General features: G+C 34.5%; 20 protein-coding genes. 11 read left to right on the plus strand and 9 right to left on the minus strand.

All coding sequences use genetic code 11. From position 1 onward, the window contains the following. Positions 1-6: 6 nt before the first annotated feature. The 5 genes from Q0951_RS07095 (at position 7) to uvrB (ending at position 9,307) form a co-directional block, all read left to right on the plus strand. Positions 7-1,995, plus strand: a complete 1,989-nt coding sequence (locus Q0951_RS07095) for a tail fiber domain-containing protein (RefSeq protein ID WP_299335811.1) — start codon at positions 7-9, stop codon at positions 1,993-1,995. A gap of 6 nt (positions 1,996-2,001) precedes the next feature. Further along, positions 2,002-3,177, plus strand: a complete 1,176-nt coding sequence (locus Q0951_RS07100) for a hypothetical protein (RefSeq protein ID WP_299335813.1) — start codon at positions 2,002-2,004, stop codon at positions 3,175-3,177. Positions 3,178-3,206: 29 nt separating this feature from the next. Beyond that, positions 3,207-4,856 carry a tail fiber domain-containing protein gene (locus tag Q0951_RS07105; protein ID WP_299335815.1) on the plus strand — a complete coding sequence of 550 codons (1,650 nt, stop codon included), beginning with the start codon at positions 3,207-3,209 and terminating at the stop codon, positions 4,854-4,856. Positions 4,857-4,905: 49 nt separating this feature from the next. Then, positions 4,906-7,218, plus strand: coding sequence for a hypothetical protein (locus Q0951_RS07110; protein WP_299335817.1), 2,313 nt, complete (start codon positions 4,906-4,908; stop codon positions 7,216-7,218). 82 nt (positions 7,219-7,300) lie between these two features. Then, on the plus strand, positions 7,301-9,307 hold the full coding sequence (gene uvrB, locus Q0951_RS07115) for an excinuclease ABC subunit UvrB (RefSeq protein ID WP_299335819.1): 2,007 nt from the start codon (positions 7,301-7,303) through the stop codon (positions 9,305-9,307). On the opposite strand, the gene Q0951_RS07120 is transcribed toward uvrB, so the two are convergent. Beyond that, positions 9,304-9,705, minus strand: a complete 402-nt coding sequence (locus Q0951_RS07120; protein WP_299336142.1) for a TerB family tellurite resistance protein — start codon at positions 9,703-9,705, stop codon at positions 9,304-9,306. The genes uvrB and Q0951_RS07120 overlap by 4 nt on opposite strands. A gap of 270 nt (positions 9,706-9,975) precedes the next feature. On the opposite strand from Q0951_RS07120, the gene Q0951_RS07125 reads away from it, so the two are divergent. From Q0951_RS07125 to Q0951_RS07140, 4 genes are all read left to right on the plus strand, one after another. Further along, the gene (locus Q0951_RS07125; RefSeq protein ID WP_299335821.1) at positions 9,976-10,788 is read left to right on the plus strand and encodes an alpha/beta hydrolase-fold protein; all 813 of its coding nucleotides are present in this window, start codon (positions 9,976-9,978) and stop codon (positions 10,786-10,788) included. Beyond that, positions 10,788-11,036: a DUF1456 family protein gene (locus tag Q0951_RS07130; RefSeq protein WP_299335822.1), complete on the plus strand. Its 249-nt coding sequence runs from the start codon at positions 10,788-10,790 to the stop codon at positions 11,034-11,036. Before Q0951_RS07125 ends, Q0951_RS07130 begins: the two co-directional genes overlap by 1 nt. Positions 11,037-11,121: 85 nt before the next feature. Beyond that, a complete protein-coding gene (locus tag Q0951_RS07135; protein ID WP_299335824.1) occupies positions 11,122-11,823 on the plus strand; it encodes a phosphoadenylyl-sulfate reductase in 702 nt (233 codons plus the stop codon). 29 nt (positions 11,824-11,852) lie between these two features. Next, positions 11,853-12,488 carry a hypothetical protein gene (locus Q0951_RS07140; protein WP_299335826.1) on the plus strand — a complete coding sequence of 212 codons (636 nt, stop codon included), beginning with the start codon at positions 11,853-11,855 and terminating at the stop codon, positions 12,486-12,488. Positions 12,489-12,600: 112 nt separating this feature from the next. On the opposite strand, the gene Q0951_RS07145 is transcribed toward Q0951_RS07140, so the two are convergent. The 3 genes from Q0951_RS07145 to Q0951_RS07155 all read right to left on the minus strand — a co-directional run bounded on the left by Q0951_RS07145 (position 12,601) and on the right by Q0951_RS07155 (position 15,109). Next, complete coding sequence (locus tag Q0951_RS07145; protein ID WP_299335828.1) at positions 12,601-12,936, minus strand: hypothetical protein; 336 nt, start codon at positions 12,934-12,936, stop codon at positions 12,601-12,603. Between the two features lie 153 nt (positions 12,937-13,089). Continuing rightward, positions 13,090-14,280 carry an ADP-forming succinate--CoA ligase subunit beta gene (gene sucC, locus Q0951_RS07150; RefSeq protein ID WP_299335829.1) on the minus strand — a complete coding sequence of 397 codons (1,191 nt, stop codon included), beginning with the start codon at positions 14,278-14,280 and terminating at the stop codon, positions 13,090-13,092. 172 nt (positions 14,281-14,452) lie between these two features. Continuing rightward, on the minus strand, positions 14,453-15,109 hold the full coding sequence (locus Q0951_RS07155) for a hypothetical protein (RefSeq protein ID WP_299335831.1): 657 nt from the start codon (positions 15,107-15,109) through the stop codon (positions 14,453-14,455). Between the two features lie 115 nt (positions 15,110-15,224). On the opposite strand from Q0951_RS07155, the gene lysA reads away from it, so the two are divergent. Next, the gene (lysA, locus tag Q0951_RS07160; protein ID WP_299335833.1) at positions 15,225-16,430 is read left to right on the plus strand and encodes a diaminopimelate decarboxylase; all 1,206 of its coding nucleotides are present in this window, start codon (positions 15,225-15,227) and stop codon (positions 16,428-16,430) included. Here the strand turns inward: lysA and Q0951_RS07165 are convergent, their stop codons facing one another. From Q0951_RS07165 to Q0951_RS07175, 3 genes are all read right to left on the minus strand, one after another. After that, on the minus strand, positions 16,431-18,800 hold the full coding sequence (locus Q0951_RS07165) for a hypothetical protein (RefSeq protein ID WP_299335835.1): 2,370 nt from the start codon (positions 18,798-18,800) through the stop codon (positions 16,431-16,433). A 4-nt stretch (positions 18,801-18,804) separates the two neighbouring features. Beyond that, complete coding sequence (locus Q0951_RS07170; RefSeq protein ID WP_299335836.1) at positions 18,805-20,244, minus strand: carboxypeptidase-like regulatory domain-containing protein; 1,440 nt, start codon at positions 20,242-20,244, stop codon at positions 18,805-18,807. Between the two features lie 102 nt (positions 20,245-20,346). Next, positions 20,347-20,721, minus strand: coding sequence for a VOC family protein (locus Q0951_RS07175; protein WP_299335838.1), 375 nt, complete (start codon positions 20,719-20,721; stop codon positions 20,347-20,349). Between the two features lie 127 nt (positions 20,722-20,848). Between Q0951_RS07175 and Q0951_RS07180 the strand changes: the two genes are divergently transcribed. Continuing rightward, positions 20,849-20,992 carry a hypothetical protein gene (locus Q0951_RS07180; RefSeq protein WP_299335840.1) on the plus strand — a complete coding sequence of 48 codons (144 nt, stop codon included), beginning with the start codon at positions 20,849-20,851 and terminating at the stop codon, positions 20,990-20,992. Position 20,993: 1 nt separating this feature from the next. Here Q0951_RS07180 and Q0951_RS07185 read toward each other — a convergent pair whose 3' ends face one another. Both Q0951_RS07185 and Q0951_RS07190 read right to left on the minus strand, forming a co-directional pair. Beyond that, complete coding sequence (locus tag Q0951_RS07185) at positions 20,994-21,569, minus strand: hypothetical protein (protein ID WP_299335842.1); 576 nt, start codon at positions 21,567-21,569, stop codon at positions 20,994-20,996. 7 nt (positions 21,570-21,576) lie between these two features. Then, on the minus strand, positions 21,577-22,980 hold the full coding sequence (locus Q0951_RS07190) for a M20/M25/M40 family metallo-hydrolase (RefSeq protein WP_299335844.1): 1,404 nt from the start codon (positions 22,978-22,980) through the stop codon (positions 21,577-21,579). Between the last annotated feature and the right edge of the window lie 74 nt (positions 22,981-23,054).

Here is a 23,054-nt window from a genome sequence, read left to right on the forward strand (position 1 = left end):
GGCACTATGAACTTTTCAAAGAAAAATCACGAACTCAACAAAAGCAATAGATATACTGTGAGTAAAACGTTTCAATTATTTTTAATCATGCTATGTATTTCAGCAATTGGTTTTGCTCAAAATGGCATCAACTATAAGGCGCTCATTAAAGATACTAATGGCAATGTGATCAACAGTCAAAACATCGATATACAATTCTCTATCAATATTGAAGGTGCGACAGTGTATAGAGAAACACAACAAATCACAACAGATGTAAATGGTATCGCAATTGCTACTATTGGATTAGGAACGGTTAGTATTGGAAATTTTGAAAACATTTTATGGAGGAATGGCAATACTTTTCTTAATGTACAAATAGATTTTGGAAGTGGCTATATTGATCTAGGCACAACAGCATTTCATGCTGTACCGTATGCCATACATGCTTTAACCTCTGAAGGCCTTGAACCTATAGATGAAGGTAACGGTATTGGTTGGAGACTAACTGATTCTAACCCTAACAATCATGGAAATATTGGTTTAAATGCAATTGATTTAAGTAGTAGTTTCACGGCATCAAACCTTAGAGGTGCCACAGGTGATTATGCTATCGCAACAGGTTTTAACACAACAGCTTCAGGAATTTATTCCATAGCAACAGGTAGAAATACTGTGGCATCAGGATTTAATTCAACTGCTATGGGAAATCAATCTTCAGCATCAGGAATTACGTCTATGGCATTAGGGCATTTAATCGATGTTACTGGTGATTACGCTACTGCATTCGGTAGCCAAACAACCGCATCAGGTGATTATTCCACAGCAATGGGGAGTCAAACAACAGCCACAGGAAATTATTCTACTGCAATGGGCAGAAATACTTCAACTTCAGGAATTTATGCTACAGCTATGGGCAGGAATACAACTGCATCAGCTTATTCTACAGCAATGGGAGATGGAACTGAGGCAACAGGGTCTTATTCCACAGCTATGGGACGTGAAACAACAGCCACAGGAGTTAATTCTACTGCGATGGGAAGAAGCACAATAGCATCAGCACAGAATTCTACAGCACTGGGAGATGAAACTCAAGCATTAGCTCCTTCTTCTACAGCAATGGGTGGAAATACAATAGCCTCAGGAAATTTTTCCACAGCAATGGGGAACTCAACGGAAGCAGCAGGCGCTTATTCCACAGCAATGGGTTATTTTACAACAGGATCTGGTTTTTCGTCTTCAGTCAACGGAGTTAGAACAACGGCTCCTTCATATGCAGAAACAGTTGTTGGTACATATAATACAAACTACACTCCAAATGCTTCTTTGACATGGAATGCTTTAGATCGATTATTTGTAGTTGGCAATGGCCAGTCTGGTTCTCGTTCTAACGCCATGGTCATTTTAAAAAACGGCAACATTGGAATAGGCAATGATACACCTGACGAAAAGTTACACATCACTGGAGGTCGCTTAAAAATAGGTACAGAAACCATTGAAGATGGTGGCAACAATGCATTGCGATTTAATGCGAGTTTACTACCTGATAATAATAATGTAATGAGTTTAGGAAACTCAACGTTGCGGTGGACTGGACTTTGGGCAACTGACGGCACTATAAACACTTCGGATAGGCGTGAGAAAAAACATATTAAAGCGCTTGATTATGGTCTAACAGAAGTCTTACAAATGAATCCCGTAAGCTTCAAATGGAAAGACAGAAAGGATCAAGACACCAAACTGGGATTAATTGCTCAGGATCTCTTGGAATTAGTTCCAGAAGTCGTAAAAACCCATGAATGGAAAACCATTTCTGACACTAACAATACTACTGAAAAAGTAAAACTTAATCGATTGGGAGTTTACTATTCTGATTTAATTCCTGTGCTTATAAAAGCGATTCAGGAACAACAGAAAATCATTGACAATGAAAAATCAATCAATGCCAAACAAAATTCACAGTTAGAGGCTCTACTATCAAGAATTGAAGATTTAGAAGCTAACCAATCAAATTAACAGACAATGAAAACATTTCAGATACTTCTTTTAACCATATGTATTACTGCTACTGGTATTGCACAAAATGGGATCAATTATAAAGCGCTTGTAAAAGACTCAAATGGAAATGTTCTAGCTTCAACATTAGTCACTATGCAATTTACTATTTATGAAGGGGCAGGTCTTACCAATAATGTTTATCAAGAAAACCATACAGTACATACAGACACCAATGGTTTTGTAATAGTTAACATTGGAGAAGGCACGACTAATGACGATTTTAACGCAATTATGTGGAATAATGATGAACATTTTTTAAGCGTAAATGCAGATTTTGGCTCTGGCTTGTTAGATTTAGGAACCACTCAATTTATGGCAGTGCCTTATGCGTTGAGTAGTGGTGATCATCCTTGGACAAAAGATGGAAATGGAATTCATACTGTAAATACAGATGTTGGAATAGGTATAAATAATCCCGAAGCACAATTAGATGTCAAAGGTGGTGATTGGAACTTAGATGCTGGTAATCCAGGTGATTTTAGAATAGGAAATACAACACATAATTTTAGAATAGGTATTGCCACAGGTGGCGGAGGAGCAGGTATTACACGAATGTATACCAATAGCAATACGTTGATTTTAGGATCAAATAGTACACCTAGATTAAAATTAAATCAAAATGGTTCAATAACAGCTCCTTCATTAACTAATAGCCTTATTGAAAATACTGGAGATGAATCTTTAATAACAAAAAAATATGCAGACGAAACCTATGGCAATAACCCCATAGTGACTAAAGAAGTTTTCATACCTGCTTCTTCATTTGTACCTATTAACTCGTACTATGGTTTAGCCGTTTACAATGGAATAGCGTCATCTTCAGATTTCTCTCCTCTATTTACTCCTATCGTGTTACCAGTTGGAGCTACAATTACAGAAATAAGTGCCTATATATACGATGACTCTGCCAATAACTTTGATTTTTCATTGCAGCTTAAAAACATGATTACAAACTTCGAAAGTTCATTATTCAGTTTAAGCACAACCAATGGTAGTAATAACAACCAAATATTAACGAATACTTCAGATATTCAAATTACTTCTAACTACTCCTATTATGTACGAATCGGACCATCCTCAGGTCATGAATGGAGTGGTTTTAGTGGAATAAAAGGAATAAAAATAATTTACACAGAATAACTGTGTAATAAAACAAATAGATAGTGACTATGAAAACAAGATTCTTATTCATTCTATTACTATATGTTTACGCAATAGGAATAGCACAAAACGGCATTAACTACAAAGCGCTTGTAAAAGATTCAAATGGAAATGTTCTAAGTAATCAAAATATAGACATTCAATTTACAATCCTTGAAGGAGCAACAACAGTTTATGAGGAAATACATACAATCACAACTGATCAAAATGGTTTGATAGTTACAAATATTGGAGACGGATCAATACTTTCAGGAACGTTTAGTTCTATTGATTGGAATCAAAATATCCAGCTAAATACTCAGATAGATATTGAGCAAGATGGAAGCTTTGTAGACCTCGGCTCAGAACCATTTAATTATGTTCCAAGAGCATTTTATGCTGAAAAGGCACAATCGGCACAAACAGCTGTTATAGCCCAAAGTGCTGCGAATGTTTCCATAGTACCAGTAGGTCAAGGTCTAGGACTTGCAGGAACGAATAATAATGTTGGTTCTTCTGCTTTAGATCTTACTTTTTTTAATGAAGCAAACAGTGGAGCTACTGGAAGTCAATCATTTGCCGTTGGACGTAATGCAAATGCTGCTGATGTCTTCGCAATTGCAATGGGCTTTGATACCAAAGCACTTGGTAGTAGTTCTGTAGCCATTGGAAACGATGCAGTTGCCAATGTAAACAGTTCTTTTTCAATAGGAATTAGCACCATAGCAAATTCTTTATACGCTACAGCTCTAGGAAGGTTGAATGTAGGCTATAGTAATGCCATTTTTGAGATTGGAAATGGCACTGGAAATTCTGTAACTGGGTTCAACAGAAGCAATATTTTTACCATTTTTAAAAATGGTAATGTGATTATAGATGGTAATTTGGGGATTAATACAAATGCACCGTTAAGTAAAATTCATATTCCACAAGGCAATGATACAGGATTAGGCAATAATAATGGGTTTATTTTACTAGGTGAAACGAATGGAGCTAATATTTCAATAGACAACAATGAAATCATGGCTAGAAATAATGGCAATGCTGCTGACTTAAATCTACAAATTGAAGGTGGTAGAGTTCTTATTGGTGGTAATGTAGGTATAGGAACTACAAATCCAGAGGAATTATTACATATAGAAGGTATTGTCAGAATAGGAACCGAAACCATAGAAGATACTGGTCTAAATAGGTTATCATTTGACGCAAGTTTATTACCAAATGTAAATAATAGTACAGATTTGGGTGCTGCAGATTTCCGTTGGAATACTGTTTATGCAACCAATGGTTCTATCAACACTTCAGATAGACGTGAAAAGAAAAACATCAAAAACCTTAATTATGGTTTACATGAAGTACTACAAATGCAACCGGTGAGCTTCAATTGGAAAGACAAAAATAATCCTGATGCTAAAATCGGTTTAATTGCTCAAGACCTTTTAAAACTCATTCCTGAAGTCGTAAAAACACACACTTGGGAAACAACTTCAGGAGAAAATTCTACACTAAAAAAAGTTGAACTTGACAGACTTGGTGTATATTATTCTGATTTGATTCCTGTGTTAATCAATGCCATAAAAGAACAACACAAAGAAATTGAAGACTTAAAAAAAGCACTAAAAACACAAAAATCTTTGGAAGAAAGAATCTCAAGTTTAGAACAGAAAATCACTAATTAAAACTCAACACTATAAATCAAATTTTATTCAGTATTAATAACTTTAACATATGAAATACCTAAAATTTATAATCTTCATATCATTTTATTGTATGACAGGTCACGGACAAGAAAACAATGAGGAGATATATTACTCATCATTTAGACCTCAAGGTTGGGATATTCATATTTCAAAAGATAATGGTAAAAGCTTCAAATCCTTCACCTCGCATTCCAGCTTAGATTACGATGCCAAAATTAGTCCTGATGGCAATTGGATTGTATTCACTTCGGAGCGTTTGGGGAAACCGAATTTATTCATAAAACATGTACAAGGTGATACCTTACCTAGATTATTAGTAAAAAGTGCTAGCATGCAAGATCAGGTGGATTTTTCACCCGATGGCAAATGGATTGTCTTTGTATCTTCACATGAGGATAATGCCGAGATATACAAACTCCCTTTTAAGCCTTCAGATACCTTATCGATAAGTGAGGCTAAAAACCTGACAAATAATTTAGCAGGCGATTTCAGACCTCGATTTTCTAATGATGGAACGTCTATAGCTTTTTCAAGTGATAGAGCTCATGAGATAAAACCACATAAATTTTTAGTATTTGCCTTACAACGAACAGGCGATATATATACCATGTCTTCAGATGGTGATAATGTACAACGCTTAACTAGTTCTGATGGTTGGGATGGGAGTCCTAATTGGTCTGATGATGATTCTAAAATCATTTTTTACAGCACTAGAAATGATGACAATGGCAAACCTGACCTATACCAAATAGAGGCCAATGGAGAAAATGAAGTTATGATAACCTCAAAGGCGTTGAGTGGCGCAATGTCACCATTAGTTATTAATTCGGAGCGTATTCTTTTTACCAATCGCAATATGGAAAAAGGAATTTTTCAAATACTTGAAATAAATCCTAATACTAAAACTATAGATTCTTCATTTGTAAGTGATATGCATATGCTGAACATAGATTATCACAACTCTGGTGTTATGGTGTTCCATGGCGGAAAAACACTAAATGAAACTGAAGGTAACAAAGGTGATTTTTATGGAGATATTTTGGTAAAGAACCATCCAGCTAGAGACAGTCTCGACAACAAAGAACTGTCGCTTTTTGGGATTCGTCGTTCATTCGCAGCACCGCCTGTTCTAAATGATACCAAAGTTGTATACAGTTATAATCCAGCAAGAGGTTTTGGGGATTTCGTAACTCCTTTTTTATACCCACTTGCATTGCTTCCTGTTCTTGCACTCATATGGTTTGTAGTAGGAATAGTAAAGAGCATAAAAAAACGTCGAGAAATCAAGTTTTGGAAACATCTTATATTTTCAGTGTTATCAGTATTGCTTATTGCATTTATTTTTATCCAATTGAATAATTGGGTTGGTGTTCTCAGGCTTCCAATGAATGTGGTCAAACTATACGTAGGATTGATTTTATTAGCGGTACTTATCGCTTTATTACTCGTGTACAGAATTTATAAAAAACGGAAAACAGCAAACAAACCTATAGCTTCACTATATAAACTATATGCCATGATGTTTTTTGGATATGCCATAGGGTTACTTTATATAACGTTGTTTACAGGTTCCTTTTTAAGTAGCAAGACCACGTTTTACATGGTAGACTACCATACAAATGAAGTAGAAAAATTATTCGATTTCAAAGCCGATAAAGACTTTAATCCTCAATCTTCCCAGATTATCGACACGAAGTTTACACCAGATGGAACTGCCCTACAGTTTTCAGTTGGAAGCTTTAGAGGAAATCCCAAAGCCCAAGGCGCAGTATATACCTATCATTTGGAACATAAAACTATAGAAAAAATTACACCTTTAAATGCCAACTACGGATTTGCAGATTTTTCAGCAGATAACACCACAATGGTTTACAGAAGTGGTGCTTCAGGTAATATGGATATTTATGTGAAAGAAAATGGTAACATCACTAACCTGACTAATAGTGAAGCTAAGGAGAACTTTCCAGTCATCTCACCAGATGGAAACAAAATTGTGTATTGCTCAGATCATCATGGAAAGAATTTAAAGGATATCGTTAAAACTATGGATGTGTTTTTAATTGAACGTCAGTCAGATCAAACGTGGTCATCACCAAAACAAATCACAACCTATTCGGGACAAGAGGGACATCCTCATTTTTCACCTGACGGAAATTGGATCATTTATGCTTCGGAAGAATTTGGAATTAATGACGAACAGCCTATTGTACAGTCGTACATATTTGCACCTCAGATGTATGGTGAAATAGTTGCCATTCGCATTGCAGATGGGAAGAAAGTACGCTTAACTCACAACAAATGGGAAGAAGGTGCACCTCTGTGGATTGAATCAAAAAAATAAGCGTTAAAAACACATAATTTTTTTAACAGAATTGGACAACGCATTGACTTAAAATATGAACGTATTATTGTAACTTTGTTAGATGCGTTTTAAAGTACAATCCGAATTCAAACCTACTGGAGATCAACCACAAGCCATCAAACAATTAGTAGATGGTATTGAGTCTAATGAAAAATACCAGACACTTCTTGGTGTGACTGGTTCTGGTAAAACCTTTACTGTGGCTAATGTCATTCAAGACGTACAGCGACCAACTCTGGTTTTAGCACACAACAAAACTTTAGCAGCTCAATTATACTCTGAGTTTAAACAGTTTTTTCCAGACAATGCTGTGGAGTATTTTGTATCCTACTACGATTACTACCAACCTGAAGCCTACATTCCTGTCTCTGGCGTGTATATCGAAAAGGATCTGTCCATCAATGAAGAGATCGAGAAAATGCGTTTAAGTACCACCTCTTCCCTACTGTCAGGTCGTCGTGATGTGATTGTTGTAGCCTCAGTGTCTTGTCTATATGGTATTGGAAACCCTGTTGAGTTTCAGAAGAATGTCATATCATTAGAAGTTGATCAGGAAATTTCAAGAACCGATCTGTTACATCGACTTGTTCAAAGTTTGTATTCTAGAACGGAAGCTGATTTCAACCATGGAAATTTCAGAATAAAAGGAGATACTGTTGATGTATTTCCAAGTTATGCAGATGATGCTTTTCGTATTCACTTTTTTGGTGATGAAATCGAAGATATTGAACAGTTTAATATCCAAACTAATGAAGTTATTGAGCATTACGACCGACTGAATATCTATCCAGCAAACATGTTTGTAACGTCTCCAGATATTTTACAAGGTGCTATTCGTGAGATTCAAGATGATCTGGTCAAACAATACAATTATTTTAAAGAGATAGGAAAACATCTGGAAGCTAAACGTCTCAAGGAGCGTACAGAATTTGATTTGGAAATGATTCGCGAATTAGGCTATTGCTCTGGAATTGAAAACTACTCAAGATACTTAGATGGTAGACAACCAGGAACGCGACCGTTCTGTTTATTAGATTATTTTCCTGAAGATTTTTTAATGGTAGTTGATGAAAGTCATGTTACCATTTCGCAAGTGCATGCCATGTATGGTGGTGACCGAAGCAGAAAGGAGAATCTGGTTGAATACGGATTTAGATTACCTGCTGCAATGGACAATAGACCGTTAAAATTTGAAGAGTTTGAAGCCTTGCAAAATCAAGTTATCTATGTAAGTGCTACTCCTGCAGATTATGAAATGCAAAAAACCGATGGTGTCTATGTAGAACAAGTCATACGTCCAACTGGATTATTAGACCCAATCATTGAAGTACGTCCGAGTTTAAATCAAATTGATGATTTGATTGAAGAAATTCAACAACGTGTTGAAAAAGATGAACGTACATTAGTAACAACCTTAACCAAACGAATGGCAGAGGAACTCACGAAATATCTAGACCGCATTCAAATTAGATGTCGCTATATTCATAGTGACGTGGATACCTTAGAACGTGTTGAGATCATGCAGGATCTGCGTAAAGGTTTGTTTGATGTACTAGTTGGTGTTAACCTACTACGTGAAGGTTTAGATCTACCAGAGGTATCATTAGTAGCCATCTTAGATGCCGACAAAGAAGGGTTTTTACGTTCGACACGTTCATTGACCCAAACGGTTGGTAGAGCAGCAAGGAACTTAAATGGAAAAGCTATTATGTATGCAGATAAGGTGACTAAAAGTATGCAAAAAACCATTGACGAAACTGAATACAGACGTAAAAAGCAAATCGCTTATAACACAGAACACAATATCACACCTAAGGCTTTGAACAAGAGTTTAGATAATGTGTTATCCAAAAATTCAGTAAGTACATACAGTTATGAATTAGAAGCTGCTAAAGCTGCAGAACCAGAAAGTGAATATTTAACTAAGAGTCAACTGGAACAAAAAATACGTGACAAACGTAAACTTATGGAGCAAGCTGCTAAAGCATTAGATTTTATTATTGCTGCACAGCTACGTGATGAGATCAAGGCATATCAGCAAAAGTTAGAAAAACTAAAAGTATCTTAATTGTATTGCACCTTAAAGATGTCAATTAAAAAGTCTGGTGGTACAATTTTATTTGGAAAACTTTCCATAAGATCAAGCACACGATTAATCGATTCATGACTCAAGCCCATTCGCAATCCAAAATTGTGAAGCTTCACAAGTTCTTTATTAGAAATGTGATTATCCAGATTCATTAAGAGTACTAATCTGTGAAATTGAACGATGCGCTCACTGTGCGATTTTAGGTGCACGTAATTAACTGGATGATCAAATAAATAGTCGAAATCTTCTTTTGAAATATCTAATTGCTTAGCAATGCTAAAAAGAAATTTATATTCAATGGATTTTATATTTTCGTCTGTCTGTGCAAAGGCAATCATTTCTGATAGTAAACTAAGCTTTTCAACGCGATTTATCATATTGGAGGGATTCATGATTTTTAGTTTTATAAATTTAAATAGTTTGTTTAGGTTATAATCCTTCATAATTCGTCGCTCATCGAAAAATAAAGTGCAATTCATCGTATTTTTCCTACTTTCATACTTAAATCACATTTAAATTATTGATTTTCAGGTAATTAAAAACATTATGCAGTTCACCGACTTTTTGACACTTAAAAATAATTATCGATGAACTGCATAGTCACTAATTATTTAATTTTATGTACTTTCGTCTGAAGCCATTTTCAGATGAAAAAGACCTTATTATATTTCTGCTTTTTAGTCCTATCAATAGCTGAGTGCGTTGCTCAAAGTACAGCCTCTAATCAAGTATCAACATTTAGCATTGAAGCACCACAACTCAAAACTCATAAGACCATTTGGGTCTACACGCCTAAATCCTATAAACAATCTAAGTCCTCTTATCCTGTTATGTACATGTTTGATGCACAAAACTTATTTGACGCGAAAACATCGTATGTAGGTGAATGGAAAGTTGATGAGTATTTAGATACTTTAAAAGACAAGGAAGTAATTGTTATTGGTATTGAACATGGCAATGAAAAACGTTTAGAAGAGCTCACTCCTTATCCGCATGATAAATATGGAGGAGGAAAAGGAGATGCGTTCATGCAATTTATAATACAAACCTTAAAACCACATATAGATGTATCTTACAGAACTCAACCAGAGCCTGAGCACACAAGTATCTTTGGTGCGTCGCTTGGTGGTTTAATGGCGTTTTATGCAACTATAAAGTATCCTGACACCTTTAGTAAAGCTGGTGTGTTTTCACCATCGTTTTGGGTTAACAATAAAATATATGAATTGGTGAGTAGCACAGATATTCCTGAAACGTCAAAGTTTTTCTTTTTGGTTGGCACAAACGAAGGTGATTCCATGGTGCCAGATCAGGAGAAAATGGTGGCCTTATTGTTTGATAAAGGGGTAAGTAAATCACAAATTCAGAATAAGATTATTGAAGGTGGAGAACATAACGAAGCCTTTTGGGGTTCTAATTTCCCAAAAGCTTATCAATGGTTAATAACAACACATAATTAATGGCACTAACAAACAACGACATCTTTAAAAAACTAAGAGTAGCACACAAATTACGCGATGACGATATTGTAAAAATTCTTGCACTTGTTGATTTCAGAATCTCTAAAAGTGAATTAAATGCGTTTTTTAGACGGGAAGATCACCCGAATTATATGGAGTGTGGTGATCAGATCCTAAGAAATTTTCTTAACGGATTAATCATTCATTTACGAGGCCCAATGCCAAAACCTCAAAAAAAGAAAGCCTAAATTATCAAAATCGTAAAAATTAATTGTTATTGTATATTCTTCGGAAATGTATACTAACTTGTAGTTCTCAATCTCTATTGAATTTATGTTTGAAACCACATCTACAAAGCAAATCAACTTTAATATTTCTGACGCTAAAATAAAAGCACTTAATAAGAAATACAAACCCTTATCGGCAACTGATCGTATTAAAGAGCTGTACAAAGACTTTGATGTTTCAGAAGTGATGCTAACAAGTTCATTTGCTGCTACTTCTGCTTTCTTATTAAAACTTTTTTCTGAAGTCAACCAAAAACAAGAAGTCTTTTTTATTGATACAGGTTATCATTTTGAAGATACTTTAGCATATAAAGAAGCACTTACAAAACGCTATGGTTTAAATGTATCATCAATAAGTGCTTTAAAAGAGGAACATGAGTTTACGACTAAAGATAAAACGTGGACCAAAAATCCTGATTTCTGTTGCTCGATTAACAAAGTGCGTCCGTTAGATGCAATCAAAACCAATTACAAGGTTTGGGTATCTGGTCTAATGAAATGGCAAAGTGACCATCGTTCTACTCTAGACATTTTTGAATTACGAGGCGATATTTTAAAGTTCTATCCGTTGCTGGATATTTCAAAAGACACGAGAGACGCATACATCAAAACGCATGATCTCCCTTTTCATCCCTTGGTTGCCAAAGGATATCATTCTATAGGTTGCAAGCACTGTACAGTTCCTGGAGAAGATCGAAGTGGTCGTTGGAATAATAATCCAAAAACAGAATGTGGTCTACATTTATAATACATATAAAACGCTACTTTGTCGCTCTTATGTTACTGGTTTCAGTGGTATCATATACTCAATCACATACTATTGAGTGTGACAGTACTAAACTCACCTTTGATAAAGCTCATGTAGACTATCTCAAGTCTTTAATTGAACGTGCCCAAACTGCACAAGGGGAAGATAAAGCACGCATTGAACAGCAATTCTTTTGTGCGACACCTGACACTTTTATAGGAATGCTTGACCTTATCGATCTAGAGTCGACACTAGTTTATAACGAATATAAATCGCGTGGTAACATACCTCCTCCAATTGAAATGATTCATCCTTTCGTTGCGTTTTACAGCAAAATTCAATCTGTAGCTCCAGAATCTTATTATAATAAGTATATCGATTTTTGTTGGGATGGTGATTATATGGCCGACCATATTTATGCAGGTTTCCAGATCTACGAGCGTTTGGAATCTGACACTGAAACGTTTTGTAATATTCTACTGAAACGTAAAGATCATGAAATAAAAGGCGTGTTCCATTTTATATTTGATACATCTCATCCGGATAATGAATTTAATCGTGATATTTACAATAGATTGTATCCTCTAATAAACAATCATAGTCAAAAACTTGGACGCTTCTTTAAGGAAAGTTTAGAAAACTTAATCAAAACAAGGAGACACTAATAGGTAATCAACTACGATTAAACAGCTTCACCAATTGAATCTAATGTAATGATTTATCATTACAGACAAAAAAAGCGCTCAAATTGAGCGCTTTTTAAATCAACAATACTGACTACTTTGTAATAGTCACAGGGATTTTAAAGTTTTTATGATTACCAATAACCTCCTTTGATACCTTCTTGTAATTTAAACGATTCTTAATAAAGCGCTCAAAGGCTTTATTTTCGGTGTCTACAGACAGTACAACCAATTCATTGTCATGATTAATGGTAACTTCTACCATCGCACTCATGTCTTTGTTGAATTGAACTTTTGGGTTTTTCAATAATTCTGCTATTGTAGCAGTTACAGAATTTGGTTCAGCATTTTCGACTGGATTTGTGCTCGCTGAGATCGCACTACTAAACGTAATGGCTACGACTAGTACTAACATTTTTAATGTCTTCATGATTGTTTGTTTTTTAGATTGATACTTAATAGACTATACAAAAATGAAGATGTTACAAGAATTAACAGTGTTTAACGTTGATTAGCAGTTATTTAACATTAGCGCATAAAAAAAGCACTCGAATTGAGCGCTTTTTAATTTATAAAATTAGTTTTAAGCTAAAACAGCCTGTACTTTATCTGCTGCTTCTTGGAATTCTGTAGCACTCATCACATCTAAACCAGAATTGTCGATTAATTCTTTAGCGATATCGGCATTTGTTCCTTGTAAACGAACGATGATGGGTACTTCTATGTTACCCATATTTTTATAAGCATCAATAACCCCTTGTGCAACACGATCACAACGTACAATTCCACCAAAAATATTGATCAAGATTGCTTTAACTGCAGGATCTTTTAATATAATTTGGAATGCGGCCTCTACACGAGCAGCATCTGCTGTACCACCAACATCTAAGAAGTTAGCTGGCTCACCTCCTGCTTGTTTGATCAAATCCATTGTTGCCATTGCTAATCCAGCACCATTCACCATACAACCTACATTTCCATCAAGATCAACATAGTTTAATCCTAATTTACCAGCTTCAACCTCAATTGGGTTCTCTTCACGTAAGTCACGTAGTTCTGCCAAATCTTTATGTCTGAATAAGGCATTGTCATCTAAGGTTACTTTAGCATCTACAGCCATGATCTTATCATCACTTGTTTTCAACACAGGATTGATTTCAAATAACGACGAATCAGATTTCTCATAAGCTGTATACAAAGATGTCACAAACTTGGTCATATCCTTAAATGCAGCTCCTGATAATCCAAGGTTAAATGCTACTTTACGAGCTTGGAATGGTAAAATACCTGTAGCTGGATCAATTTCTTCAGTAAATATTAAATGAGGAGTTTCTTCAGCAACCGTTTCAATATCCATTCCACCTTCAGTAGAATACATGATCATATTACGACCGTTACTACGATTTAATAAAACCGACATGTAATACTCTTCTGGTTCTGAATCTCCTGGATAGTAAACATCTTCTGCAACTAATACCTGGTGTACACGTTTTCCTTCAGCTGAAGTTTGCGGAGTTACCAGATCCATACCAATAATTTGTCCTGCAATAGTTTTAACTTCGTCTAAGTTCTTAGCTAACTTAACTCCACCACCTTTTCCACGGCCACCTGCGTGAACTTGTGCTTTAATAACGTGCCAACCTGTTCCAGTATCTTCAGTTAATTTCTTAGCTGCTGCCACTGCTTCATCAGCATTTTGTGCTACAATACCACGTTGAATACGTACGCCAAAACTGCTTAATAATTCTTTTCCTTGATATTCGTGTAAATTCATTTGGTTTAGAAATTTTTGGTTCGTCTTCGATTACTTTCCGAAGTCATTTTTACGAGCACAAAAATAAACATACTAAAAGTTTTTACCAATAGTTTTTAGTATTGATTTAGACACTAGATCTTCTTTCAAAAAAAACGCAACGTTCCTCTCTTTTTATTTTAAATGAACAGTATCAGGTTTTTAATCTTTTAATTACTGAAAAAGCTCGATCTACCAAATGATCTTCCACCACAATAGTAAACTCATTTGTGGTAGAAACCACCTCGTATAATGTGATATTTTCCCAGGCTAATCGCTTAAAAATCTGATAATATAATCCTGCAATCTTAGAATTACCTTTAGGTAGATAAATACTTATAGCCGATAATTTATCTTGTGCTCCAATTTGAGTTTCATTTATAAAAGCCTTTAAAATACTCTCTTTCTCTGAAGTGGATATGATTATATTGCTTTCAAACATACCCCGTGTAAAAGCATAAAAAATTTGGTTATTGGCACCAATGCTTTCTAAAACCTGCGAGTGACTGTCAATTAAGGTTTTCGAATTTTGAAATGTAAAATCACTTAAATCTGAACGTACAGTAATATCACCCAAATTCTTAAATGTATGCTTTATACGTTTAGAGTTTTCAATATTTAAAGGTTGCTGATAGCGTCTCAAGGCCATCATGATAGCACCATCTTTTACTGGTTTTCTTAGCATTTCGGAGATAGGTTTATTTAAATCTTTGGCTAAAGCAGAAAAATTAATGATTTGTCGTGATAAGCCCTCTTCCAAAAAAGGACTTGATACTATGATGTCTTGAACACAAGATGCTATTGTTTTCAATTTGTTAACTATTTAACATTTTGTGTAAATTTAGCAATATTTTTTAATATTTATGTTTATAGAAAGGATTACTACTACTTTTGGCGGACTAAAAAAAATTCAAATATTTTAAATAATGAAACCAAATACCTTACTGCAGATAGCAAAGGACTTCGGAAGCCCTGTATATGTTTATGATTCTGAAAAGATTAAATTTCAGTATAATCGTTTAACATCAGCGTTTGGCAAAGTCAAACATTTAAAATTGAATTACGCCGTAAAAGCATTGTCTAATATTTCGGTTTTAAAAATCTTCAATCAGTTGGGGTCTGGTTTGGATACTGTCTCGATACAGGAGGTACAACTAGGATTAAAAGCTGGGTTTAAACCAGAACAAATCATATACACACCCAATGGTGTTTCGCTCGAAGAAATTGAAAAAGCTGCAAAACTAGGTGTTCAAATTAATATAGACAACCTATCCATATTGGAGCAGTTTGGAACAAGACACCCAAAAACTCCTGTTTGCATCAGGATCAATCCGCATGTTATGGCTGGAGGAAACACCAATATTTCAGTTGGACATATAGATAGCAAATTTGGAATTTCAATACATCAAATTCCGCATTTGTTACGAATAGTTGAGAATACCAATATGACTATAAATGGTATTCACATGCACACAGGAAGTGATATCCTAGATATTGATGTGTTCTTATATGCCAGTGAAATCCTCTTTGATACTGCTAAAAACTTCAAAAATCTAGATTTTATTGATTTTGGTTCTGGTTTTAAAGTGCCTTATAAAACTGGTGACATTGAAACCAACATTGAAGAATTGGGAAAAAAGCTATCTAAACGTTTTAATGAGTTCTGTAAAGACTATGGAAAAGAGCTCACTTTAGCATTTGAACCAGGAAAGTTTTTAGTAAGTGAAGCCGGATATTTTTTAACACGTGTTAATGTAGTAAAACAAACCACATCTACTGTTTTTGCACAGGTAGATTCAGGATTTAATCATTTAATAAGACCTATGCTTTACGGATCGCAACATGAGATCATCAACATCTCTAATCCTAATGGTCGTGAACGTTTTTATTCGGTTGTAGGTTATATCTGCGAAACCGACACCTTTGCCAATAACAGACGTATTAATGAAATTTCCGAAGATGATATTTTAGCATTTAAAAACGCAGGCGCCTATTGTTATTCAATGGCCTCTAATTATAATTCTCGCTATCGTCCTGCTGAAGTGTTATGGCATAACAAAAAAGCACATTTGATACGGAAACGGGAAACGTTTGACGACATCTTAAATAATCAAATTGAAATACAGATCTAATCAATTTCCAAGATCTATTTGTTGAGAGATCAACTCGCGATTATTTACAACACCTTCTATAAATAGTTTTACAGGTGCATGGTTATTATAGGCTTTGATCTTAAGTATGCCATTGGCATCTAGCTTTGCGTTTGCAATCCAATCGATAACTCCGTAAGCATTAAAAAACTTAGAATCGTATGAGTTGTATTTAGGAATATAAAATCGCTGAGGCGTGGTATAGGTTAGAGGTATGTCATAAGTTGTAAAGCTTATTTTAGGAGTTACCTCAAATTGTTTATTAGGGTCTGTCACTATTCTTATAACACCAGCTCCTCCTCTTATTCCTTCTCCTGCGCCTCCTTTGTTGATCACTACGTAATCTACATTTTGCATACTAAAATTATTAAGGATATTTAAGTCGACCAATATCACATTATCCAAATAAATTAATGGTACTGACGTTGCATTTATGGACGCAATATTTCTATTAAATATCCTAAAAATAGAATATCCTCCAGTTAACGGATCTTCATCAGGTGTTTCTTCTACATAAAACCCTCTCTCACTTATAAATTGAGCAAAAGTGCGATAAAATTGTCGCTCTCTTTCTCCAAACTCTGTAATTTGTCCAAGTGTTTTATTTTGTAATTTTTCAATTCTAGTATACTTCTTTTTTGCATACAATTTCACCTCATCCAATTCCTCTACGTCTTTAAATGTCTCAACATCAGTTGCAGCATATGTATTAGCTTCTACAATTGATTTAGGTTGGTAATTGGTATTAAATCCTAAAATTTTTGATGGCGAAAATTGCAAGACAACATTTGACGCTCCAACACCTCCATTTCGTCTTATTTCTCCTATTCTGATTTGTTCATCATCTAATGGGAAAAAGCCACGTTTTTCAAAAGATTTCTCTTCGGCAGATAAGGTTAACACTTCTGAACTGGTATTGATATTTGGATAGATCAACAGGCTCTTACCTTTACTATTGTTAGCATTGATGGTGTAATTGATGCCAACCTCAAAATCATAGACAGGTTCAGGTGGTGCATTGAAAATAGTGGTCCAATCATAGCTGCTCCAACCTTGAGTGAGCATGAGATTGTCTAGTTCATATTTCTTTTCTTGTGAGATATCAGTAAAATAATAGGATGCTTGTTCTACTGTGCTTTTTAAGTAAGGTTGAAGGTACACAGCCGATATGATATTGTGATGGTGTCTATAACTTTTACTTTCATTAGGTAATACTGAAATACTTAAGTTTTGCAACTGCTCTACATTGACATTTGACACAGATAATTTGATCTCAATACTATCGTTAGCAATCTCATTAAATGTTGCGTTATTTACTGTCTTTAATGGTAAATCATTGTAATTGAAATATAAACGTTCTGCTATAGGATTGTAAGTCTCATCAAATAATGTAAACATATTAACTCCAGTATATAAGTTATTATGCGTTATTGTAGTTGTAAATTTAGTGTTCCCATTAAAACTGATAGCAGCCTCACTTGCCTCACTTCCATTGTGGATGACTAATGTGTAATTTTTGTTTCCTACGGTATCAAAAGAAGCATCATTAGTCTTTAAACTTAACGTAATGGCGTTCTTACCTGGTACCTCTTGTATTGAGAGCAGAACTCCAATATCTTTTGGTTTTGGTAATTTGATATTCGCTTTGGTGTCATTGTAAACATACTCAATCGTGTACTCTTCATTTGGATCTGGCGTTAATAGTAACTTCCCAATTCCAAATCTATTTAAGACTGTTGATGTGATTTTATTTCTACTTTTATCTAAAATACTTACTTCCAAATTCGAAATACCTAAGCCTAAACTATTTTTAGCAATAACACCGACGGTATTTTCTGTACCTGACAGGAAGTGTCCACTCTCGGGCAACACCTGAACATCAATATCTTGAGCAGCTGCAACTGGCTTATCTGTAGTTTTATCAGAGGGATTAATTACTTGAAAATTTTCTAAATAGTAATTGTGTTCATCAGGAAAATTTCTAGACCAGTTGGTATAGCTTTTAAACTTGTACTCTCCACTAGTATAAGTACTATCAATCATAAATTCTCCTCTGGTAACACCTAGATTCATCATGAGTAATTTTTCTGCTATAACCTTGTCGTTCTTATCCAGTATTTGACAATACAAATTAGCTGTATTTTCCGAAAGCTCTTTAATATCCTTATGAAATACATAAGCATTAAAACCCAGCATTTCACCGGAAATGTAAGTCGACTTGTTCAAGTGCACATAGACCTGCTCTCTGGAAAGATCTGTGTAATCTTCATAAGCATCGATGAGTTCACCTGGCTCTTGAGTAAATCCTAAGGCAAAAATAAAGACAAAACAAAGAGACAATACTTTCTTCATAATATTACTTATTAGTTTTTAAAGGTGTATTCATCCAGTAATCTTCATCTGCTCCTGTATCATTTACTTCAGCCTCTGATAATGGCTTGTACTTTTTAATAAAGCTTAAATCATTAGGTTTTGCTTTGTTCTCAAAAATATCTTGAGTAAAAAACTCTCTGAACTGATAGCCCTGGATATTAGGATTTTTTAGAAGTTTTCGATTAGTGACGTCATAAATATTTTTGATTCGGTATTCAAAATCTTTCATTTCAAGTCCTTTTTCTAATACAGATTTAGGTAAACTCCAATCTGCAATAGTTACTCTTACGGTTTGTTTATCAATAATTTCAAAAGATTCTACCTGCAATTTCTTTTTTTGATACTTAAACTTAAAATCTCTTCTATCTACAGTACTGACCTTCAATTTATTATTGAATTTTACGTGAAACGCTCTTTCAGGCACAACAAACTCAACATTTTCAATGTCAAATGTAAAATCATCACTAACTACAAATCTGTTATTGAATGTAATATAATTCAAGTACATCATCTCCCCTTTTGGCTGGTATTCAATTTCTACTTCAAAAAGCGGATCTGAATTATTGACCTCAAAAACACTATACTCTAACTTATGGATAGCAAAGTTCTGTTTTGCTATATAAATTTTTCCTTTAGCCAAATGACTTGAACCAATCAAGAATTTTTTGGCTTTAAATCCTATTTCATAGATCACATCGTCATTGAGATATACTTTTCTAAGAACTTCAAATTCATGATTTTCTAAGAACTTCTTTTTAAACACGTAAACGAATGAAAAGCTCAGATGTTCAAAATTTCGTATTGGGTTATGAATGTTTAAAATGCCCAATTCATTTCCACCCTGTCCAGAGAGTATGGTATTCTGAATATACTTAGATTGACCATCATACTCAGCTAATAGTTTTTTATCTCGAGGAAAATCATTGTTTTCTTTGTAACTTAAAATAGCGCTTTCGTTATAGTCATCCATCATAATATCCGTTTGAAACCCAGCGTCAAACGATTCAATGATCGCTTCATTTAAATTATAATATTCATCTCTAATGATTTGGTAATCTCTGTAATATCCTATGGAAGCATATTTATTAGATGGATAATTATTTGGAATGTTTGCAATAGCCTTTTTAACTAATGTATAAGCATTTATGTCGCTACTTGGCTTTCTCTTTCCTTTAATCAGTATTTGATCTAGACCTTCTATTTTAGTGTTTAAATTGATGATGTTAGTTTGTAGATCATTAAGAGAAGACAAGGCAATTTTCTTGGTTTCATATCCCAAACAGGATACAATTATGGTATCCTTAGCTGCTTTATAACGATAAGGGATTCTAAAATCGCCATCCACATTAGCTACCACACCTTTACTACTATTTTTAATTTGAACGGTAGCATAAGGAACAGGATAAGTTGTACCTGTTTCCATAACCTTACAAAAAATTTCTTCAACATTTTGGGAATAACAAAACGTTGCGAAAAAGATTATACATACTGATAAAATTCTCTGTTTCATTAGATTCTAAGTTATTTATAGATCTTTATAAAATACTAATCCATTGTTATCCATATCATAAAAACCAAACTCTCTTGTTCCCCAAGGCGTATCCTTCAAACTTGTATTATTATGAAATACTGAACGTGCTTTATATACTTCGAAAAGTATATCTACCTCATCAACATAAATTCTAAGTAAAGCACTATCCATACCATTCTCCCAATCCTTTTCGTCGTGCCATTGTAAGTGAATTTCAATGCCATCTTTTCTAACTCCTGCATAACTTGGGTGATCTCCAGTATCTTTAAATGCTAGTTTGAAGCCGAGTTTTTCAACATAATATTGAATGGCTTCAGTAACATTCTTAACAGGCAAAACAGGATGTATTTGTTTTAGATATGCAGACATTCAGTATTTTATTTGTAAGATAAGTATTATAAAATTCAAAAAAAAATCAATTTAATCTGAATCAATTAATATAGCATTAACAATTTTGTTTAATCTTTTTTAATAAATTGTAAACAAATATAATTATATGAAAAAGCAACAACACTACATGAGTTACAGAACACCAGCCGACATGCATTCTGATGGTGTATATTTTAATGAAGAACTCCTAGCGAGAAAACAAGCTATTGACGAACAACTTCAAAAAATAAATGAGCGTAAAGGATCTTGAGTTACTCTTTGACTGTACCTCTAAAATGGTCTACGTTAGAATTAATTGGATTCCCGCTCGATCGTCGGTAGGATGCTAATTGTCCGCAATGCCAAATGGCATCAGCAATTGGACCATTAACTTGGTTCCAAAATGGAATTTCGGTTGTACCAAAAATAATTTTGTACTGAGAAATATCATCACTATTCCTAAGAATATCTGCTGCAGTTTTCAAATTGATAAGTGTCTGTTTACGTTTATCTTCATAAGACATTGCTGACTTATCAACTTTACCATTACTTTTTTTAAGTGTAGAATTCACAATAATATAAGACAAGTCTAAGATATGATCAATAGTTTCTCCTGTAGAACGCGATTCACTATTAGGCTTATACTTTAGGTCTTTATTTGTCAAATTCTTACTAGCCCAATGAAATCTAAATCCGAGAGCATCAACCATTCTTGCAGCCATAGTTCCAGCTGTAAATGTCTCTGAATATTCAGGTACTTGATAATACGGAATGTTATTTTTTTTAAGTTCTTGTGAAAATGTTGCTACCGAAATTACAAATGCCAGTACTGATAATATATACTTCATATTGTCTTTAGTCTTTTAATTGCTCTGTGTTCGAAATGGTGTCTGTACCATACTTATCAATCAAATAGATTAGTGCTGTCATAGAAGCTGCTCCGAGTTCTAACTCACGTTTATTAACATGCTCAAATGTATCATTAGAGGCGTGGTGATGATCAAAATAACGTTGAGAATCAGGACGTAAACCTGCTAAAACAATACTATCATCTTTTAAAGGACCAATATCTGCGCCACTATAACCTTTTTCAAAAAAGTGAATTAAATAGGGTTTAAAAAGTGGTCTCCAACTCTGTACTTTAGACAACATTAGATCACTACACTGAAAACTAAATCCTCTGGGAGTAAATCCTCCCGAATCACTTTCAAGAGCAAATACATGCTTCTCATTTTTAGATTTAGCTACCTCAGCGTATTTTCTTCCACCTCGCAAACCGTTCTCTTCATTCATGAACAGTACAGCTCTAATTGTTCTTTTAGGACGAATTCCACTTTTCTTAAGTAGTCTTAACACATCCATAGATTGAACCACACCTGCGCCATCATCATGAGATCCATCTCCGAGATCCCAGGAATCTAAATGTCCACCTACTACAATAATTTCATTTGGAAATTCACTACCAGTAATTTCACCAATTACATTATAAGATTGCACATCTTCAAGTTGCTTACAGTTTTGTCTAAAGAAGAAATTCAAATCTGGATTTAGAGATAACATTCCGCTTAACAGTTCTGCATCATTGGTACTGATTGCTGCTGAAGGAATGCGTTTACTTACTGGCAGGTCACCATAACCCATACTTCCTGTATGCGGATAATCATCAAGTCTTAAGTTCAATGAACGGACTATTGTGCCTACTGCTCCATACTTAGCAGCCTCAGCAGCTCCAGCATAACGCTCTACAGAACAACCTCCATAAGCTTCAAATGTATTAATAAGGTCTGCCTGCATTGGTCTATTGATAAATACTATTTTGCCCTTGATTTTTTCTTCTCCCAATGCCTCAAGATCTTTATAGGTTTTCACCTCAATTACTTTAGCTTTCACACCACCATTAGGTGTGGCGACTGAGCCTCCTAAAGCGCAAATATTGACATTAGTAGTGACTCCTGGAGAAGTTTCAAAATAGGCAAATTCTGGTGCTCCTCTAACCCATCTTGGCACCATAACTGGTTGTAACCAAACTTTATCTAAACCAAGTTTTTCAAATTCCTCTTTGGTATACTTAACTGCTTTCTCTGCATTTAATGATCCTGATAATCGACCACCAATATTGTTAGACAAATGATCTAACCATTGATAAGACATCCCGTCAGTTAATGAATTGGAAAAAATAGTTTTTAGATGTTCAGCATCAGATTGTGCCGAAATTTGACATACTACAAAAAGTGAAAGAATAGTCATTAATTGCCTCATGTGATGGTATTTTACATTGAAGCTTAAATATACTATTTAATGTACTGAAGATTTATAAATAAATCATAAAAATA

Origin of the sequence: uncultured Psychroserpens sp., from assembly GCF_947501425.1 — a bacterium.
Taxonomy (GTDB): Bacteria; Bacteroidota; Bacteroidia; order Flavobacteriales; family Flavobacteriaceae; genus Psychroserpens.

Excerpts from the sequence above, each read along its gene's own strand:
- Q0951_RS07185 (WP_299335842.1), bottom strand. The coding sequence starts at position 21,569 with ATGAAGTATATATTATCAGTACTGGCATTTGTAATTTCGGTAGCAACA.
- Q0951_RS07120 (WP_299336142.1), bottom strand. The coding sequence starts at position 9,705 with ATGATAAATCGCGTTGAAAAGCTTAGTTTACTATCAGAAATGATTGCC.
- Q0951_RS07145 (WP_299335828.1), bottom strand. The coding sequence starts at position 12,936 with ATGAAGACATTAAAAATGTTAGTACTAGTCGTAGCCATTACGTTTAGT.
- Q0951_RS07180 (WP_299335840.1), top strand. The coding sequence starts at position 20,849 with ATGAAAAAGCAACAACACTACATGAGTTACAGAACACCAGCCGACATG.
- Q0951_RS07135 (WP_299335824.1), top strand. The coding sequence starts at position 11,122 with ATGTTTGAAACCACATCTACAAAGCAAATCAACTTTAATATTTCTGAC.
- Q0951_RS07110 (WP_299335817.1), top strand. The coding sequence starts at position 4,906 with ATGAAATACCTAAAATTTATAATCTTCATATCATTTTATTGTATGACA.
- Q0951_RS07100 (WP_299335813.1), top strand. The coding sequence starts at position 2,002 with ATGAAAACATTTCAGATACTTCTTTTAACCATATGTATTACTGCTACT.
- Q0951_RS07170 (WP_299335836.1), bottom strand. The coding sequence starts at position 20,244 with ATGGAAACAGGTACAACTTATCCTGTTCCTTATGCTACCGTTCAAATT.
- Q0951_RS07190 (WP_299335844.1), bottom strand. The coding sequence starts at position 22,980 with ATGAGGCAATTAATGACTATTCTTTCACTTTTTGTAGTATGTCAAATT.
- Q0951_RS07130 (WP_299335822.1), top strand. The coding sequence starts at position 10,788 with ATGGCACTAACAAACAACGACATCTTTAAAAAACTAAGAGTAGCACAC.
- Q0951_RS07105 (WP_299335815.1), top strand. The coding sequence starts at position 3,207 with ATGAAAACAAGATTCTTATTCATTCTATTACTATATGTTTACGCAATA.
- Q0951_RS07095 (WP_299335811.1), top strand. The coding sequence starts at position 7 with ATGAACTTTTCAAAGAAAAATCACGAACTCAACAAAAGCAATAGATAT.
- lysA (WP_299335833.1), top strand. The coding sequence starts at position 15,225 with ATGAAACCAAATACCTTACTGCAGATAGCAAAGGACTTCGGAAGCCCT.
- Q0951_RS07125 (WP_299335821.1), top strand. The coding sequence starts at position 9,976 with ATGAAAAAGACCTTATTATATTTCTGCTTTTTAGTCCTATCAATAGCT.
- Q0951_RS07175 (WP_299335838.1), bottom strand. The coding sequence starts at position 20,721 with ATGTCTGCATATCTAAAACAAATACATCCTGTTTTGCCTGTTAAGAAT.
- sucC (WP_299335829.1), bottom strand. The coding sequence starts at position 14,280 with ATGAATTTACACGAATATCAAGGAAAAGAATTATTAAGCAGTTTTGGC.
- uvrB (WP_299335819.1), top strand. The coding sequence starts at position 7,301 with ATGCGTTTTAAAGTACAATCCGAATTCAAACCTACTGGAGATCAACCA.
- Q0951_RS07165 (WP_299335835.1), bottom strand. The coding sequence starts at position 18,800 with ATGAAGAAAGTATTGTCTCTTTGTTTTGTCTTTATTTTTGCCTTAGGA.
- Q0951_RS07140 (WP_299335826.1), top strand. The coding sequence starts at position 11,853 with ATGTTACTGGTTTCAGTGGTATCATATACTCAATCACATACTATTGAG.